This is a genomic window from Shewanella sp. 125m-7 (genome assembly GCF_052977045.1).
Genome location: NZ_JBRILQ010000012.1, coordinates 1 through 17,018, shown reverse-complemented (window position 1 = coordinate 17,018; position 17,018 = coordinate 1). Strand labels below are relative to the sequence as shown.

Here is a 17,018-nt window from a genome sequence, read left to right as displayed (position 1 = left end):
TCCTTTAATCTGATCATGGATAAACTTGGCTTAGTTTATCGTGAACGTTTGCGTCTCTATAGTCTGGCGTTAAAGTAGCACAAAGTTAACAAATTAAACTCGATAAATGTTGGGTTCAATGCAAAAACTGCGACACCATAATTTATTGGCTATTCCCTCACCAACACCCCACTCCCGTTCAAAATAGCAACAGAATAAAAACCATTTACTGCAAACGAGATATAAGTCGCAATTTTTTTGATATTACGCCCTGTAGCAACACTTGTTTTCGATAAATTCTACCGTACTCTTGCGCCTACTCGGATTCAGCAGAATTCACACCATGCCAGAGGCACACTAATTGAATACCACACAAGGCTTATTGCGCGTCACTTTAGCGTTAGCAACGATCCTTTTTTGCAACATAGTCAACGCCACTCAAACCCAGCTAGAGCTACCCATTAAAAGTGACGAACTGCCATTTTTCACAAGTCAGGATGAAGCCGAACAGCGCAGCCAAGCCTATAAACAGGCCATGGATGACCTTAGTTATAAAGCTGATGAATGCCAAAGCGATCTGGCATGCGATGAGATCGATAAAGCGCAAACCGACCTTGATTACGCCAATCGCAGCCATATTGCTAAAAACGGCTTAGCCATGTTCGATATTTTGGGTGGACCTGCTTTCACACCAGAGAACGGCTTAATGCTAGCACTTGGCGGTCTTTACTCCTTTAAAACCGAGCGAGAACAGAGAGACTTGCAGCGCTCTAGCGTGTCACTGTTTGCGATTGCCAATAAGGGCGATGGTGACATGGGCTACAGCCTGCGCTCGAGACAAAATCTATTTTTTGATAACGATGATATCCGTTACAACGGTTTGTTTGTATTAGCGGATCAGAGTGAGAACTTCTGGGGTGTGGGTTATGACGCAGGTAAACAGCAGTCGGCATCTGACGACACCCTACTGAATAAGACCTCGCTGACTTATCACGCCAACTTAGACTTTAAGAGTGATTACGGCTTCTACTTCGGCCCTGCGCTGCGAGTCAATTACTTCGAACCCGACCAGAATAGCTTGCCACCGACGGCGATTGATGATGACAATTTTCAACAATTTAAAGATAAGCCTTTGTCTGTAGGCTTAGGTTTTTCAATCAATTACGACAGCCGTGATGTCACGGTAAACGCCTGGCAGGGTCAGTATCTGAATGTTGAATATATCAATTACAATTCTGGCTTTGGTAGCGATAACCAGTACCAAAAGATGCTACTCGACCACCGCTATTACCTCACGTTAGCCTTAGGCAAAGTGCTGGCTTTTTACAACGCTTATCAGTGGAGCGAAGGCGAAGTGCCTTACTATGATCTGCCGACACTAGGCGGTCAGTCATCACTTCGCGGCCTCTACCAAGGACGATACCGCGACAGCGAAGCGATTGAACACACCATAGAATACCGTCACACCTTCTTGCGTGATAACGGCGAACTGTCAGCTCACGGTGCAACGCTGTGGGCGGGGGTTGGCTCAATTGCAGGCACTAACACCCAGCTATACGAAAAACTGCTATATAGCTATGGCTTTGGCTACCGCTATGAGTTGCAACCTAGGATGAACGTCCGTGTCGATCTCGGTTTTAGCGATGATGACAGCGGTTTTTACCTCACCTTTACCGAAGCTTTTTAAATACACTCCTGAGATCGAGATAAATGAACAAACACCTTGTGATTGTGATGCTACTAAATGCCATCACCTTTAATGTGTGCGCCAATAGCGACACGGCCGATATTGAACGCCAACAGCCTGCTCACTGGAGCCATTTGCCTATTTGGGGCGATAAAGCCCGTGAGTTAGGTTATGAGTTGCCCATTCCTGTCGGCTTTAATATCTATTACAACAAGCAATCAGTTGCTTACGATGCCAAAGACAACTTCAATCTTGGCCTAACGGGCACAGGCTTGTTTAACAAGCTTAATGCCAATGTGGTGATCCCCGCCGATGATGTGATCATTACTGGTGAAGATGAAAGTATTCAGCTTAGAGCAGATGCTTGGGTGCTGCCATTCCTAAATGTGTACGGTCTTGCTGGCTACACTAAGGGGCATAAAGATATCCTCGCCGATCTAAGTAATGCCGAAATCATGATTAATGGGAGTGTAACTAGCAATGGGCTCAACATGGTGCTACCTATTCCTATCGAGTACACCGCCTACAACTTAGGATTAGGCGCGGTGCTGGCAGGGCAAGCAGAAGTGATCCCGGGGATGCATCCGTTTATCTTTACCGGTGTAGCGGCGTTTACCAACTCGTGGACTACGACGACCGACAGCACGATTCAAACCTATATCGCCTCAGTGCGTATGGGGCAAAGATACGATGTCGGCGGCGATAAGCTTGCCTTCTTAGTAGGTTACAACTACCAGATGATTAACCAAAAAATCGGCGGTAATTATGAATTTAAAACAGCTTTAGGGGCACTAAATATCGACTATGACGTGCATTTAGTCAGCGCAGAAAGCCACAATATGTCGGTCAGTATGGTGTACGATTTTGGCCCTAAAGATGAGTGGAACATATTTATCGAATACGGATTCTTAAACTGGGATCAAGTTTTGCTTTCTGTAGGTCGTCGCTTCTAAACCTTACAGTTTCGGGTTTGCAAAGTGCTAGCTCAAGTTTGCTAGCACTTTGGGATAATCGATTATGGCCGTCTCGATAACCAATATTTTTGCTTCCAGTAACTGTTATTCAAACTAGAAATCATCACACCTTTGCTCGTTGACGCGTGTAAGAATTGCGAATCCCCGATATAGATCCCCACATGATGTGTACTCCAGCCCGTTTTGAAAAAAACCAGGTCACCAACGCGGAGCTGACTCTTACTGACGCTTTTACCGATATCTTTCTGCTTTTCTGTCGTTCTTGGCAGCTGCATGCCAAAGCGGCTCTGATAGGTCTGCACCACAAATCCAGAGCAATCTATGCCCTTTTTACTCATGCCACCTAAGCGATAAGGCACGCCTTTCCATTGTCGATGCATTTGTATTAATTGGCTTTTTGTCTGCTCCTCACTCGAAAGTAACTGAGCATTACCCGAGACGATTGACTCTGATGGGGCACTTGAGCATGCACTTAATATCGCGGCTAACAATACAATTAATAAGGTTCTCATCTTAATCCCATTATTTAAACAATCATTTGAATAATAACTTAGTCATATAAATATAAAATTAAAATCTAACCAGAAGCCAATTATTTATTTATTAAAACTTTCAAATTGTTATTTTTAAACTATACATAGATATACGCGCTAATAACCCAAAGGATTTGATGATGGAAAAACAGTTGTTTAACAAATATACTCAGAATGACTTTATCCACTTAAAAACTGGCGAAGAGGACTCCGTGCTTCTCGAAGAGAATGTCAATCTAGACGAACAAGAGGATGAGACCACAAGCTACATCCTTGGCTATAACTGAATATACTGCCGCGCAGAATGTCATTATCGCTAATGTTCTGGTGACTATCGCGGCGACATTCTTTATTCTCGCGAATATGACTCAAGGTTCAAGATTAAAAGTTTCCATATTGAATGTCGCTATCTTAAAAATCTCTATATCAAAAACCTAGCCTTAGTATTTAACTGCGACTTTTAGCCTTGAGCATTATTAAAACTCAAAACGCATTTAGCTCATTTTAATTTTCACATCCAACAACACTAACTAAAATCAACAATAAATAATCACTTACCATTCACTATTAGGCAATAATTAATCACGAGTATGCAGGAGAATTAAATATTAATTCATACACTCGTTCACTTTAAATCGATTATTAGCCTAAATTCTTTTTAAACCTCATCGACGCAATAATCAGCCCTATCACGGTAAATATCGCCAACCAAGTCACGTCATAAGTCATATCGATAATTTCAACATCTCGCAGTACCACACCCCGAATAAGTCGCATAAAGTGGGTCGCCGGCAGCGCCTCAGCAATATACTGCGCCGCCACAGGCATACCCTCATAAGGGAACATAAATCCAGACAGAAGAATCGACGGCAGAAGCACAAAAATAGTCATCTGCATCGATTGCAGCTGACTTTTAGCAATCGTGGAGATGACCAAACCTAAGGTTAAGCTTGCCATAATAAACAGCAATGTCGCGCTCGCTAGCTGTAAAAGGCTACCATTCATTGGCACATTAAAAATGCTGTAACCTAGCCCGAGAATAATAATGACCTGCAAGATGCCAATAAACATGTAGGGAATGATTTTACCCAGCATCAGCTCTATAGGACGAATAGGTGTGGTGATCAACATCTCTAGATTGCCCCGTTCACGCTCGCGTACGATGGCGGCTGAAGTGAACATTATCATGGTCATCGTCAGAATGACCCCCACCAGCCCAGGTACAATATTCACCGCAGTGCGCTGCTCAGGGTTATAAAACAGCGCGACCTCAAAGGTTGGCGTGGTACGATTGGCCGGCTGCCCAAGCAGTTCGGTTAAGGGCATTGCACGCAAGCCCTTTATTGCAGCAGCGACCATGGTATCGGAGCCATCGACAATCCATTGTGCCACTGGGCGGCTGGTTTCCTCATCGCTTGAGGGCGGCGTGCCAAAGCCTACCGTTCGGTGACGCACTAAGCGTTGGCTAACATCGTTGGGGATCACTAATACTGCACGCACTTCACCCCGAGCAATTGCGGCCTGAGCGCTGTCTATATCATAAAAATGCTGAGTAAACTCCACCACTTGGGTAGCTCGTACGGTTTGAATTAACACACGACTTAAGGCGGTTTGACTGTGATCGACCACACCAACAGGGATATCACGAATATTGGTATTAATGGCGTAACCAAATAGCATCAACTGAATAAGTGGGATCATCACCACCATACCAAAGGTCATTCGGTCGCGTTTGAGCTGAGTCAGCTCTTTCATCACAATCGCCTGTATTCGGTAAAGCGTCTTCATTGGCGCCCCTTACCCGTACAGGTAACAAATACATCCTCAAGGCTTGGCCTAACAATATTCAGCGCATTTAAAGAGAGTGAGGTCTGTTGCGATAATAGATCGATAGGGTCGTTACAGCTATCTTTAACTAAGACTCTTAATCTAGAGCCAAGTTGCGCGGCGCTGATCACCTCAGGAAGCGCCATCAGCACTTGTTTTAACTGCCTTAAGTTACTCGACTCAGCCTCGACTACCTGTGCGCCCATATTTTGCATCAGCTCATCGGGCGAACCATCGGCCCGTTTTACCCCCGCTTCCAATATCGCTAACTTATGGCAACGCTCAGCTTCATCCATATAGTGAGTAGATACTAAAATGGTGGTGCCCTGTTCACACAGATCGAACAGCTTCTCCCAAAAATCACGCCGATTCTCAGGATCGACTGCCGAGGTCGGCTCATCGAGAAACAGTAACTCAGGTTTATGTATGGTTGCAGCCGCTAACCCTAATCGCTGCTTCTGGCCTCCGCTCATGCTGCCTGCAAGTTGATCGGCTTTTTCACCTAAGCCATAGGTGTGCAGTAACTCTTGAATGCGCGTGGTTTGTTCACGTCGAGATAGGCCGTAGATTTTAGCGATAAACTTAAGATTTTCTTTAACGGTTAGATCATCGTACAAAGAGAATTTTTGCGTCATATAGCCGATTTTCAACCGTAATTTTTCAGCATCTTGAGGCAGCTTAAGCCCTAGCACTTCAATCTCACCGGAGGTCGGTAATAACAAGCCCGTTAACATGCGAATAGCCGTGGTTTTACCGCAACCATTGGGGCCGAGAAAGCCATAAATCTGGCCTTTCTCAACCTCAAAATCAAGATTTTGAATCGCCTTTAAGCTACCAAAGTCACGGCATAAAGCTTTGGTTTTGATGACCGGATTGTTGTTCCTGTTAACCGACAGGTTGTTTTTGATGACCGACTGACTCATGGCATCTCAACCTGAGCTGGTACACCACTGGGTAATGAAGCTGAACTATCTGGGAGTTGCACCTCAGCGAGATACATCAACCGTGCTCGCTCCTGTTGGTTTAGCGCATAGTAAGGAGTAAAAGCAGGCTCGTTAGCGATCCAACGCACTCGCCCCTCGATAGGGTCATCGATACCATCGACATAAACGAGCAAGGTGTCATCAATATTTATCTTTACCCGATACGGCTCGGGGACGTATATGCGTGCAAATGGGGCTTTCCCGGCTAGCACTATCGCAAGCGGACTGCCTTGAGTCACCCGCTCACCAAGATTCCATGGCAAGTTATCTAGAATGCCATCGCGGGTCGCTCGGATAGTTAAGTCTGATAGCTTTTTTTGCTCACCCAGTAATACGGCCTCAGCAGCTTCTAAATTTGCCTCGGCAGAACGAATATCTTCGACTCGCGAGCCTGCGAGCAGTTCTCGCAGATGCTCCTGTGCATTCTCAAGATTGGCATTACCTAAATCCCGATTTGCCAGTGCGCGATCAAGGTTGGATTGACTGGCTAAGTTATCTTTTGCCATGCTAGCAATTCGGCGGTAATTGGCTTCACTCTCTTGCTGCGTTGCTTGCGCGCCAGACACATTCGCTCTAGCGGCTGCAATTTCCTCCTCACGGGCACCTTTAAGTAGCTTCTGATAATTTGCATTGGCTTGCGCCACATCGGCAAGCGCCTTAGAGACCTGAGCTTTTTGTAATGTATCATCTAGTTGCACCAGCACAGTACCTTTGGTCACCATACTACCTTGAGCAACAGGCAGTGCCACGACCACTTCGTTGGTGGTTGCCGTTAACGCGATACGCTGTCGCTCTAGACTGCCGAGCGCCACATTTTTAGAGCCGTTATCACACGCCGCCAGCGTCAACAACAAAGAAGAAATAATCATCAGTATGCGCACAATTAGCATCCTTAAAAATCTGCACTAAACTCAATACTTATCTGACCAAGATACGCGGAATTGATGACTAATCAAGCATGTTAGTTGTTATTATTTAACTCTTTTTTATGTGGCTGTAGATAGCAAAAAAGAGCACCTAAGTACTCTTTTTTATGTTGCGGTCGATACGAGTCAAGTTCGCTTTAGCGCGCTCAGAAGTGTATTTGTAGTGCGCGCTGATAGAATTCTTGCGTGCTAAGAATAGCAACTTTATTACTCCAAAACAACAAGTTACACATCCAGCCCTGCGGCAACGCCTGAGCTCCAGGCCCATTGAAAATTAAACCCGCCTAACCAACCACTGACATCCATTACTTCGCCAATAAAGTATAGGCCTGAGACTGACTTTGCCTCCATGGTTTTAGATGATAGTTCATTAGTATCGACGCCACCTAGGGTGACTTCTGCTGTGCGATAGCCTTCGGTGCCATTCATTACCAATGTCCAAGCCTCAAGATCGACAGCCAACTGCTCACGCTCGACATGTATCAGCTGATTGAGTGCTTTGTTAAGCAGCGCCTCTTCAAATAATACTTCAACCAAGCGCTTTGGTAGCCATTGCGACAAGGCATTGCGTAGGCTCTGCTTTGGACTCGCTTCAACAGCTTGATCAATCTTGGCACGCACATCTTCGCCAGGAAGGAGGTTGATACTTATCGATTCACCGGGGTTCCAGTAGTTTGAAATCTGCAAAATCGCTGGGCCAGATAAGCCGCGATGAGTAAATAGCAGAGCTTCACTAAATTGAGTGCCATTTTTTGCGGTAATGGTGCTGGGTACGGCAATACCCGATAGCGGTTCAAAGCGCTGCTTTTGGTCACTATGCCAAGTAAAAGGCACGAGCCCGGCATGAGTCGACAACACCCTTAAGCCAAACTGCTCTGCAATATGGTAGCCGTACGGCGATGCACCTAGCTTTGGCATTGATAAACCGCCCGTTGCCACAACCAGTGATTCACAGCTGTATTGCTCTTTATCGGTTTGCACTTCAAACAAGCCATCGGCATTTTTACTTATCGCGCTGATTTCAGTGCGTAGTTTAATCTGCGCGCCAGCCCACTCACACTCGGTAAGCAGCATGGTCACGATCTCTTTTGCTGAGTCATTACAAAATAGCTGGCCATGATCGCGCTCATGGTACTCAATGCCATGACGCTCTACCAAATCGATAAAGTCGCTCGAACGATAACGGGCTAATGCTGACTTAACAAAGTGGCTATTGCCACAGATAAAGTTTGCCGGCTCGACTTTTTGATTAGTAAAGTTGCAACGGCCACCGCCGCTGATCAGGACTTTTCTGCCCGCTTTCTTAGCGTTATCAAGCACTAATACATCACGGCCACGGTAACCTGCAGAGGCTGCGCACATAAGGCCTGCCGCTCCAGCTCCAATAATGATGACGTCATGATGTTTCACTCGATAACTCCTAAAGTAAGCTTCACCTAGGCACAAACGCTAGGCATAAAAAAGGGCGCTATTTTAGCACCCTTTGTCATATTCTTGCACAAAACACTAATCAGCCGATGTTTCGGACTTTTTCTCGCGACTTAACAGCTCTTTAGCGGCATCAACCGGAGACTTACCCTTATACAGAACTTGGTAAACTTGCTCGGTAATCGGCATCTCGACGCCTAAACGCTTAGCTAGCGTGTAGACCTCTTTAGTGTTGCGATAACCTTCAACCACTTGACCAATCTCTTCTTGAGCTGCTTCAACATCTGAGCCTTTGCCCAATGCTAAACCGAAGCGACGGTTACGAGACTGGTTATCGGTACACGTTAGTACCAAATCACCTAGCCCAGCCATACCCATAAAGGTAGAGGCTTGCGCCCCCATAGCTTCACCCAGTCGAGTCAACTCAACGAGGCCGCGGGTGATAAGCGCCGTTCTAGCATTAGCGCCAAAACCGATACCGTCAGAAAGGCCTGCACCAATAGCGATAACGTTTTTAACTGCGCCGCCCAATTGCAGACCTATAAAGTCATCATTGGCGTAAACTCGCAGACGCTTAGGGCTATGCAACAACTCAACTAAATCGTTAGTGAATTGAGGATCGGTACCCGCAATCGAAATCGCAGTCGGCATACCTGCTGCAAGTTCTTTAGCGAACGTTGGCCCTGATAACACCGCTAATGGATACTCATCGCCTAACACTTCACGGGCAACATCTTGTATTAAACGGCCAGTCTCAGGCTCTAAGCCTTTGGTTGCCCATACAATACGAGAGTCTTTACGCAAAAGTGGTTTAGCTTGAGTCAACACTAATCCAAATACATGGCTAGGGACAACCACTAGCACATTATTAGATGCTGCCAATGCAGTCGCTAAGTCAGCTTCTGGGATCAGTAAGTCAGGGAGTGGAATACCCGGTAAAAACGCTTCGTTAGACTTATCGTTTTTCAGGTTTTCTATGTGCTCGGGTTCGTGGCCCCAAAGCATGGTTCTGTGGCCATTACTCGCTAAAGAAATGGCAAGGGCGGTCCCGTAAGAGCCCGCCCCCAGTACCGTAATGTCGGCAGTGTTTTTCATGCGATTAAGCGTTAGCTTCTTCTGCTGGTGCATCAGCTGCAGCAGCTTGACGCTGTTGAACATACTGAGCAAATAGTGCGTCAAAGTTAACTGGTGCTAGGTTTAGTTGTGGGAAAGTACCACGGCTAACTAGGCTACCAATTGCTTCACGAGCATATGGGAAAAGAACGTTAGGGCAATATGCACCTAGAGAGTGAGCTAACTGCTGCTCAGTTAGACCAGCGATAGCGAAAATACCCGCTTGCTGAACTTCACATAGGAAAGCCGTTTCTTCGCCGTTCTTAGCAGTAACAGTCAAAGACAGTACCACTTCATATACGTCATCAGATAGTTTGTTGCTGCGAGTATCTAGATCAAGCTTAACTTCTGGGTTCCACTCTTTTTGGAAAACAGCTGGGCTGTTTGGTGTTTCAAAAGAGATATCTTTTGTATAAACACGTTGAATGTTGAATTGTGGACCTTGTTGTTCGTTGTTTGCTACTTCAGCCATACTATCCTACCTTAAAAAAATGTTAATGAGGCTACTTCAAAAGAGCCAGTCTCAGGGCTTGGCAATCATAGATAAATCTAATTTGCTGTCCCCATTCTTGATTTATTTAGTCAACAGACGCTTTTTTGGAGGGACCATGTCCCTCAATTCAATGCCGGTAACCACTATAAGTTAAGCGCTAACACTCTAATCAATTACTTAACAAAAAAGCAATGGCCACACCGACACTTCTATCTTTTGCTTTTTGAAACAGGCAAGTTATTTGACTGCCATTCACCCATACCACCTTTCAGGTTGTTGACGTTTTCAAAACCGTGCTTAACCATCAGCTGAGCCGCTTGAGACGAAGTCATTCCAGCGTTGCATACCATTATAATGGGACTCGCTTTTGAGTTTTCAAGGGCAGCAAGCTGATTATTTTTTATATCAGCTAGCGGAACATTGATAGCGCCAGCGATGTGACCCTTCTTAAATTCTTCTTTGCCGCGCACATCAACCACTTTGGCATCTTGCTTGTTCATCATCTGGGTGGCTTCTTGATGGTTCACATTTTTAACTTTAGACACGCTAGACTTAAATACCACAACGATAAGTCCAACGAATAAACCAACCCACGCCAAACTTAACATTGGGTTAGCTTTAAAAAATTCCATATATTCTTGCATCGTTAACTGCCTACTTTTTTCAGGGCCAAATATAATGAGGGCACAGAGTATACCATCGCTTGGGGCAGAATACAGAATGTTAGTCACGCTTGCTGAGTCTCTGCGGCCTGCAAATAACATCGATAGTACGATTCGATAACCGCAATCTAAGTAAATTTCTTTATGCATGATGCTAATTGGTAGTAAGATTTAACCAATTCCGATTTAAATCTTATTTTTTAAACTTAAAGGTACTACCATGACGACACGCAAACGCCCGTTGGCATTGTTGATCCTCGATGGCTGGGGTTACCGTGAAAACACACAGAAAAATGCTGTTTTTCATGCAAAGACACCAGTTCTAGACCAGTTAAATGCCCAATATCCAAACAGTTTAATCTCAGGTTCTGGTATTGATGTTGGCTTACCCGACGGCCAAATGGGTAATTCAGAAGTCGGACACATCAATATTGGTTCTGGTCGTATTGTTTACCAAGAGCTAACGCGTATCGGCAAGTCTATCGATGACGGTGAGTTTGATAACAATCCAGCACTGACTGAAGCCGTCGATGCTGCAATTAAAGCCGATGGTGCGGTCCATATCATGGGGCTCTTATCTCCAGGTGGCGTTCACAGCCACCAAGATCATATCGAAGCCATGTGTCGTCTTGCGGTCAAACGTGGCGCTAACAAAGTCTATCTACATGCATTTTTAGATGGTCGCGATACACCACCACGCAGCGCTAAATCGGGTCTAGCTCACTTTGAAGCGCTATTTAGCAGCTTAGGCACGGGTCAAGTCGCCTCTCTTATTGGTCGTTACTACGCCATGGATAGAGATAACCGCTGGGATCGGGTATCACAAGCGTACGAGCTGATCACCGAAGGCAAAGGTTTACACCAAGCAACAACGGCCGTTGAAGGGCTTGAAGCCGCTTATGCTCGTAATGAGAATGATGAGTTTGTTGGCAGTACGGTTATTCCTGATGCTCAGGGCAATATTGCTAAGCTTGCCGATAATGACTCACTGATTTTTATGAATTTCCGCGCCGACCGCGCTCGCCAGATCACCCGTAGCTTTGTCGATGTCGACTTCGATGGTTTCGAGCGAGCCGTTACACCAAAAATCAACTTTGTGATGCTGACCGAATATGCTGGCAATATTAACGCCGCAATCGCTTATCCATCGAGCAATTTAGTTAATACCTTAGGTGAGACACTACAGAATCAAGATCTAACTCAGCTACGTATCTCTGAAACAGAGAAGTATGCGCATGTGACCTTCTTCTTCAACGGCGGTAAAGAAGATCCGTTTAAAGGCGAAGACCGCATTTTGATCCAATCTCCAAAAGTGGCGACTTACGATCTACAACCTGAAATGAGCTCTACCGAGTTAACCGATAAATTGGTTGCAGCCATTGAGTCAACTCAGTACGACGTCATTATCTGTAACTACCCAAATGGTGACATGGTTGGCCATACTGGCAATTTCGACGCAGCAGTTAAAGCCTGTGAAGCCGTCGATACCTGTATTGGTCGTGTTGTTGAAGCACTACAAAAAGTGGGTGGTGAGTGTTTGATTACTGCCGACCACGGTAATGCTGAGCAGATGACCGATGAGTCAACGGGTCAAGCCCACACGGCACATACCAGCGAACTCGTGCCATTAATCTATGTTGGACGTGAGGCAGAGATCGAAAAAGGCGGACGTTTGAGTGATTTAGCTCCGACTATGTTAACCTTGATGGGACAAGAAGTGCCTGAAGAGATGACAGGCCGCGCGATTATAAAAATCAAAGAGTAAAAACTAACACGTGAACATTCGATTTTTAATCCAAGCCAGCATTATTGCTGGCTTTCTATCACTTCCGTTAGCGGTTCATGCGACCGATATTGAGCGTCGTCAGTCTGAGCTCAAATCGATTCAAGCTCAGATTAACAAGCAGCAGTCCGCGGTAAAAAATACCAGCAAACAAAGAGAGCGATTAGTTTCTTTATTAAAAGAGGATGAAATCGCGATTGCTCAAGCGGCAAGAAAAGTAAACACAACCAAGCAAGACCTTGGCAAAACAGACAAGAAAATTGCACAACTAGACAGTAAACAGCTTCAGTTAGAGAAATTAAAAAAAGCACAACAAAAATCACTGTCTAATCAACTTGCAAGTGCCTATTTAGCGGGGAATCACGATTACAGTAAAATGTTGTTAAATCAGCAGTCTCCAGCAAGCATTGAGCGACTACTGGCTTATTATCAATATTTGAATGACGCTCGTATTGACTCAATAAATCAATTACAGACAACCTTAAAAGAATTAGACCAAATTCAAGCTGCTCAACAAGAGCAACAAAGCCGTCTTAATAAATTGGTGCTTGAGCAGCAACAGCAAGCTAAAACCCTCAATCAAGAGCAGTCTCAACGACAAAGCACCCTAACGCAGTTGCAAAGAACCCTGAGTAATAGTGGTGCGAAACTCGAACAACTGCAAATCGAAGAAGCCAGTCTTAAAAGAGTGGTTGAGCAAGCCTTACTTGCAATGAAAGATAACCCTTCATATGAAGGGTTATCTAGCCGTAAAAAACTAAAGTGGCCCACTAAAGGCCGCATAAAGTCAGCCTTTGGTAGTCGACGTTCCGGTCAGGTTAAGTGGAAAGGTGTCACTATTTCTGCCTCTGAAGGACAGAATGTGACAGCCATTGCAGGCGGCAAGGTGATTTACGCTGACTGGTTACGTGGTTTTGGTATGGTTTTAGTTGTCGATCACGGCAAAGGTTACATGAGTTTATATGGCCATGCTCAGGCACTTTTAAAGAATGCCGGAGACGCCGTAAGTAGAGGTGAGTCGATTGCATTAGTTGGACGTTCGGGTGGACAGACCGAGCCTGGCCTATACTTTGAGGTAAGGCACAAGGGGCAAGCTGTCGATCCTGCAAGGTATTGCAAACGTTAGGCCATACAACCCCTTAGTATATAAGGGGTTTCTATGTCACAATTTATACGTTACTTCAGCTGCGTAATTGCAGGCTTAGCGCTGGGGTTATCCGTCACCTTATCCGGTCAAGAGCATACCCCACAATATAATTCCCACATCAACTACCCTGTTCTGCTCGATGTTATCGACACCATAGAAACCTACTATGTACAAAAACTCTCTGAAGAGGAGCTTATAGAGGCCGCAATCGAGGGGATTTTTAATAAGCTCGATCCTTATTCAAGCTTTTTAGATAAGCAGACATTTGCCAACATACAAGACAGTAACAGTGGTGAATACTTTGGTTTTGGTGTCGAAATAGCCACAGATAACGATCAAATTACCATAGTAACCCCCTTTGCAAAATCGCCAGCTGAAGCTGCAGGAATAAAACCCGGTGATCGCATAATTAAACTCAATAACCAGTTAGTTACCGCTGAAAAGTTAGAGAGTATTCTTCAAGAGATTAAACAACATAGTATCGACAAACGCCCGATCAAATTGGAAATGTTACGGGCCAATTCAAAGGCTCACTATACCGTGACTATTAGCCCAAGCCTTATCGCAATAAATTCAGTAGAAGCGGAGATCTTAGACAATAAAATTGGCTATATACGTCTGTCTAGTTTTCAAGAAAATACCACTCCAGCGTTGGTTAAACAGCTTTCAGATTGGCAGCCAGAAAAGTTAAACGGCATCATTCTCGACCTGAGAAATAATCCAGGCGGCCTGCTAGATCAAGCGATAACTATCGCAGATATTTTTCTCGATAAAGGACGAATAGTTGCAACAGAAGGACGTTTCTTTGATGCTAATTCCGATTATTTCGCCTCGCCACAAACCATGGCGACCAATATTCCACTGTCGGTACTCATCAATAAAGGCTCAGCATCTGCGTCAGAAGTACTCGCTGCAGCTTTACAAGAAAATGGTCGTGCAAAGTTAATAGGCCAGACAAGCTTCGGAAAGGGAACCATACAAAGCCTAATTCCGACGTTAATGGACGGCAATGCGATAAAACTGACCATAGCCAAATACACCACGCCAAATGGCAAAGACATAAACTCCAAAGGTATTGAACCAGATATAAAAATCGAACTTGAAGCTGTATCAGATGATGAAAGTATGCCTATAATCGAAACAAATTCACTCCGTGAGTCTGTTGCTCAAGATAAATTGGTCAACTCGGCTATTGCATGGATCCAAGCAGAAAAATAATAATCAGTGCGCTACTTTCTTTTATTGATATTTTTGTTATTACCAAGCTCAAGTGTATTCGCCAGCAAAATTGCCATCATCATTGACGATATTGGATATCGTCAATCTGATAAGGCCGTGTTAAGCCTCCCGGCCAATATCACTCTTTCTGTATTACCACATACACCATTAGGCAAAAGTCTTGCCTTAAAGGCCCATCAACAAGGTAATGAAATTTTAGTTCATCTGCCGATGCAAGCATTAAACGGCAAAGCCATTGGTCCAGGCGCTTTGACTAACACCATGAGCGAAACTGAACTAAAAGCTCAAATTACAGACTCAATCAATAGTGTACCGAATGCTAGTGGTGCCAATAATCATATGGGGAGTTTATTGACTCAGCTCAACGACCCTATGCGCTGGGTCATGGAGTCATTGCAGCAACACGATTTGTATTTTATCGATAGCATGACCACTAAATTTACCCAAGCTGGCGCTATGGCGGAGTCCATGGGAGTACCATTACTAAGAAGGGAGATTTTTCTAGATAACGACAGATCGACAGTAGGATTAGAAAAGCAGTTTAACTATGCTATCTCTTTAGCGCAGACAAAACGCAAGATAGTGGTTATTGCCCATCCCTACCCAGAAACAATTGAGTTTCTTAATGAAAACCTACATAGATTGCAGGGCGCTAATATCGACTTGGTGCACACCTCACTGCTGTTACCGCAACGTGTAGCGACCAAGCCATTGTCAGATAAAGCTTTACTGCAAGATTGAGATAGATAGGTCTGGTAGTAACGACTTAAGATCTTGCTTATTGGTTACGATCATATCTAGAGTGTAGGCATCTAGCACAGCCAAATAAGCATTCACGGCATCAGCCAACACACCTTTTAGCTTACAAGCTGGAGTAAACAAACAATATGGCTTACTGCAGTCGATAGGTGCCAAAGAGTTTTCTAAAGCGCGCACCACTTGGCCGATATTGATCTCCGATGCTGGCTTAGCAAGCTTAAACCCACCGCTCTTACCTCGAACGGTTTGCAAATAACCTAACTTACCTAAGTGATGAACCACTTTAGAAATATGGTTTGCAGACAGGTCAAACACTTCCGTGATCTCAGAGATCCGAAATAGTGATTCACGCTCAGAGTGCAACGCTAAATACATCAACGTTCTTAAACCATAATCAGTGTAACGAGTTAATTGCATTGATTCACAATCCGTAAAATACGTATTTAAACGCAGTTTTATAAAAGATGGTATTAAGCACCAGTAGCTGCTTCCAAAGAACTAATTAGCCATAAAGCTTCAGCATTCGTTTTACCACAAACATCTTCGGTAGCAGCAAATGAACCGCATACGACAGGTCTTAGTGCTTGTCCGAACAACTTACATAAATTGCCATCATCTAATTGTATGCATCTAACCCCAGCGGGTTTGCCATCTGGCATTCCTGGAATAGGAGTTGTAATAGATGGCGCAATGCAACATGCACCGCAACCTAAGCGACAATTCATTTTATAGCCTTAACATATATAAACGCTATTATAGCGGGATCAATCAACAGAGAGTTGTGCGACGTCACACACTATACAGCAAGCCTGTCAATCAGTTTAGAAATCCGTGATCAGTGCATACTCTTTTTATTGCATGATTACCAAAATTTGGCAGAAAACATCATGCCGATAGCAGAATATGAAAAATCTAACCAACTAAACTACGAAATGCATGGAAGCACAAATGTCACGCAGATCATGGGCGGCAGGGAGTGGCCACTCCTTTAGCAAAGTGCTTACGCACGATACTAGATTCTTTTTAAGTCGCTAGCTTGCCAAAGCGAGAAGACGTGCACATGGTTATTGAGCCTCACTAGGTTCTGACTTTTTACTTCCCCATGTTCGAGTGGTTAATTCTCGTAATAAAGAGGCCAGACAAAAACGAAAAAAGCCCGTTGCGTTAGCAACGGGCTTATCACTTATCTTTCGAGAATACGGTTTTGTCTTCACTTTTACAAAAGTGAAAATAAAAGTGGCGCATGGAAATGACCGAATCGGTTCACGCAGTGAACACATGGGGGCGGAGAGGTTGCGTTTTATGTACGAAGTACATTGCAATCTTGTAGCGCGTAGCAGTGGTGACCGCCAGGGCCTTTCCTTGGCATCCATGCCACCAAGGCATTTGTTAATCCTAAACATCAGAAGGCGGAAATGTCGATTATGCAGGAGCAATAATCTACTCGACATCGGGAGTCGCTCTTTTCACGCGACCTATATGGAT

Annotated in this window: 17 protein-coding genes; 7 read left to right on the top strand and 10 right to left on the bottom strand. The window is 44.6% G+C overall.

All coding sequences use genetic code 11. The features are described from left to right. Positions 1-340: 340 nt before the first annotated feature. Both ACVBIL_RS07765 and ACVBIL_RS07760 read left to right on the top strand, forming a co-directional pair. A complete protein-coding gene (locus ACVBIL_RS07765) occupies positions 341-1,666 on the top strand; it encodes a BamA/TamA family outer membrane protein (RefSeq protein ID WP_447166404.1) in 1,326 nt (441 codons plus the stop codon). Between the two features lie 23 nt (positions 1,667-1,689). Beyond that, positions 1,690-2,619 (top strand): hypothetical protein, encoded by a 930-nt coding sequence (locus ACVBIL_RS07760; RefSeq protein WP_447166403.1) that lies wholly within the window; start codon positions 1,690-1,692, stop codon positions 2,617-2,619. A gap of 62 nt (positions 2,620-2,681) precedes the next feature. Here the strand turns inward: ACVBIL_RS07760 and ACVBIL_RS07755 are convergent, their stop codons facing one another. Further along, positions 2,682-3,152 (bottom strand): NlpC/P60 family protein, encoded by a 471-nt coding sequence (locus ACVBIL_RS07755; RefSeq protein ID WP_447166402.1) that lies wholly within the window; start codon positions 3,150-3,152, stop codon positions 2,682-2,684. Between the two features lie 173 nt (positions 3,153-3,325). On the opposite strand from ACVBIL_RS07755, the gene ACVBIL_RS07750 reads away from it, so the two are divergent. Next, the gene (locus ACVBIL_RS07750) at positions 3,326-3,460 is read left to right on the top strand and encodes a hypothetical protein (RefSeq protein ID WP_447166401.1); all 135 of its coding nucleotides are present in this window, start codon (positions 3,326-3,328) and stop codon (positions 3,458-3,460) included. Between the two features lie 355 nt (positions 3,461-3,815). On the opposite strand, the gene ACVBIL_RS07745 is transcribed toward ACVBIL_RS07750, so the two are convergent. From ACVBIL_RS07745 to ACVBIL_RS07715, 7 genes are all read right to left on the bottom strand, one after another. Then, positions 3,816-4,961, bottom strand: a complete 1,146-nt coding sequence (locus ACVBIL_RS07745) for an ABC transporter permease (RefSeq protein WP_447166400.1) — start codon at positions 4,959-4,961, stop codon at positions 3,816-3,818. Then, on the bottom strand, positions 4,958-5,923 hold the full coding sequence (locus ACVBIL_RS07740; RefSeq protein ID WP_447166399.1) for an ATP-binding cassette domain-containing protein: 966 nt from the start codon (positions 5,921-5,923) through the stop codon (positions 4,958-4,960). The genes ACVBIL_RS07745 and ACVBIL_RS07740 overlap by 4 nt, the downstream gene beginning before the upstream one ends. Continuing rightward, on the bottom strand, positions 5,920-6,873 hold the full coding sequence (locus tag ACVBIL_RS07735; protein ID WP_447166398.1) for an HlyD family secretion protein: 954 nt from the start codon (positions 6,871-6,873) through the stop codon (positions 5,920-5,922). Before ACVBIL_RS07735 ends, ACVBIL_RS07740 begins: the two co-directional genes overlap by 4 nt. Positions 6,874-7,134: 261 nt before the next feature. After that, positions 7,135-8,319: an NAD(P)/FAD-dependent oxidoreductase gene (locus ACVBIL_RS07730; RefSeq protein ID WP_447166397.1), complete on the bottom strand. Its 1,185-nt coding sequence runs from the start codon at positions 8,317-8,319 to the stop codon at positions 7,135-7,137. 96 nt (positions 8,320-8,415) lie between these two features. After that, a complete protein-coding gene (gpsA, locus tag ACVBIL_RS07725; protein WP_447166495.1) occupies positions 8,416-9,432 on the bottom strand; it encodes an NAD(P)H-dependent glycerol-3-phosphate dehydrogenase in 1,017 nt (338 codons plus the stop codon). Between the two features lie 4 nt (positions 9,433-9,436). Next, a complete protein-coding gene (gene secB, locus ACVBIL_RS07720; RefSeq protein WP_012275179.1) occupies positions 9,437-9,922 on the bottom strand; it encodes a protein-export chaperone SecB in 486 nt (161 codons plus the stop codon). Between the two features lie 230 nt (positions 9,923-10,152). After that, positions 10,153-10,587 carry a rhodanese-like domain-containing protein gene (locus ACVBIL_RS07715; protein WP_447166494.1) on the bottom strand — a complete coding sequence of 145 codons (435 nt, stop codon included), beginning with the start codon at positions 10,585-10,587 and terminating at the stop codon, positions 10,153-10,155. A 238-nt stretch (positions 10,588-10,825) separates the two neighbouring features. Between ACVBIL_RS07715 and gpmM the strand changes: the two genes are divergently transcribed. The 4 genes from gpmM to ACVBIL_RS07695 are packed head-to-tail and all read left to right on the top strand — an operon-like array spanning position 10,826 to position 15,515. Further along, positions 10,826-12,370 carry a 2,3-bisphosphoglycerate-independent phosphoglycerate mutase gene (gene gpmM / locus ACVBIL_RS07710; RefSeq protein ID WP_447166396.1) on the top strand — a complete coding sequence of 515 codons (1,545 nt, stop codon included), beginning with the start codon at positions 10,826-10,828 and terminating at the stop codon, positions 12,368-12,370. 10 nt (positions 12,371-12,380) lie between these two features. Continuing rightward, a complete protein-coding gene (locus tag ACVBIL_RS07705; RefSeq protein WP_447166395.1) occupies positions 12,381-13,514 on the top strand; it encodes a murein hydrolase activator EnvC family protein in 1,134 nt (377 codons plus the stop codon). Positions 13,515-13,547: 33 nt separating this feature from the next. Next, positions 13,548-14,753 carry a S41 family peptidase gene (locus ACVBIL_RS07700; RefSeq protein WP_447166394.1) on the top strand — a complete coding sequence of 402 codons (1,206 nt, stop codon included), beginning with the start codon at positions 13,548-13,550 and terminating at the stop codon, positions 14,751-14,753. A gap of 6 nt (positions 14,754-14,759) precedes the next feature. Continuing rightward, positions 14,760-15,515, top strand: coding sequence for a divergent polysaccharide deacetylase family protein (locus ACVBIL_RS07695; protein WP_447166393.1), 756 nt, complete (start codon positions 14,760-14,762; stop codon positions 15,513-15,515). Here ACVBIL_RS07695 and ACVBIL_RS07690 read toward each other — a convergent pair. Both ACVBIL_RS07690 and ACVBIL_RS07685 read right to left on the bottom strand, forming a co-directional pair. Continuing rightward, on the bottom strand, positions 15,501-15,950 hold the full coding sequence (locus ACVBIL_RS07690; protein WP_447166392.1) for an Rrf2 family transcriptional regulator: 450 nt from the start codon (positions 15,948-15,950) through the stop codon (positions 15,501-15,503). The genes ACVBIL_RS07695 and ACVBIL_RS07690 overlap by 15 nt on opposite strands. A gap of 53 nt (positions 15,951-16,003) precedes the next feature. After that, on the bottom strand, positions 16,004-16,258 hold the full coding sequence (locus ACVBIL_RS07685; RefSeq protein ID WP_447166391.1) for a YkgJ family cysteine cluster protein: 255 nt from the start codon (positions 16,256-16,258) through the stop codon (positions 16,004-16,006). Positions 16,259-17,018 lie beyond the last annotated feature (760 nt).

What these genes read in the sequence shown, in the direction of transcription:
- ACVBIL_RS07760 (WP_447166403.1), top strand. Translation starts at nt 1,690, where the DNA reads ATGAACAAACACCTTGTGATTGTGATGCTACTAAATGCCATCACCTTT.
- ACVBIL_RS07755 (WP_447166402.1), bottom strand. Translation starts at nt 3,152, where the DNA reads ATGAGAACCTTATTAATTGTATTGTTAGCCGCGATATTAAGTGCATGC.
- ACVBIL_RS07745 (WP_447166400.1), bottom strand. Translation starts at nt 4,961, where the DNA reads ATGAAGACGCTTTACCGAATACAGGCGATTGTGATGAAAGAGCTGACT.
- ACVBIL_RS07740 (WP_447166399.1), bottom strand. Translation starts at nt 5,923, where the DNA reads ATGAGTCAGTCGGTCATCAAAAACAACCTGTCGGTTAACAGGAACAAC.
- ACVBIL_RS07735 (WP_447166398.1), bottom strand. Translation starts at nt 6,873, where the DNA reads ATGCTAATTGTGCGCATACTGATGATTATTTCTTCTTTGTTGTTGACG.
- gpsA (WP_447166495.1), bottom strand. Translation starts at nt 9,432, where the DNA reads ATGAAAAACACTGCCGACATTACGGTACTGGGGGCGGGCTCTTACGGG.
- secB (WP_012275179.1), bottom strand. Translation starts at nt 9,922, where the DNA reads ATGGCTGAAGTAGCAAACAACGAACAACAAGGTCCACAATTCAACATT.
- ACVBIL_RS07715 (WP_447166494.1), bottom strand. Translation starts at nt 10,587, where the DNA reads ATGCAAGAATATATGGAATTTTTTAAAGCTAACCCAATGTTAAGTTTG.
- gpmM (WP_447166396.1), top strand. Translation starts at nt 10,826, where the DNA reads ATGACGACACGCAAACGCCCGTTGGCATTGTTGATCCTCGATGGCTGG.
- ACVBIL_RS07700 (WP_447166394.1), top strand. Translation starts at nt 13,548, where the DNA reads ATGTCACAATTTATACGTTACTTCAGCTGCGTAATTGCAGGCTTAGCG.
- ACVBIL_RS07690 (WP_447166392.1), bottom strand. Translation starts at nt 15,950, where the DNA reads ATGCAATTAACTCGTTACACTGATTATGGTTTAAGAACGTTGATGTAT.
- ACVBIL_RS07685 (WP_447166391.1), bottom strand. Translation starts at nt 16,258, where the DNA reads ATGAATTGTCGCTTAGGTTGCGGTGCATGTTGCATTGCGCCATCTATT.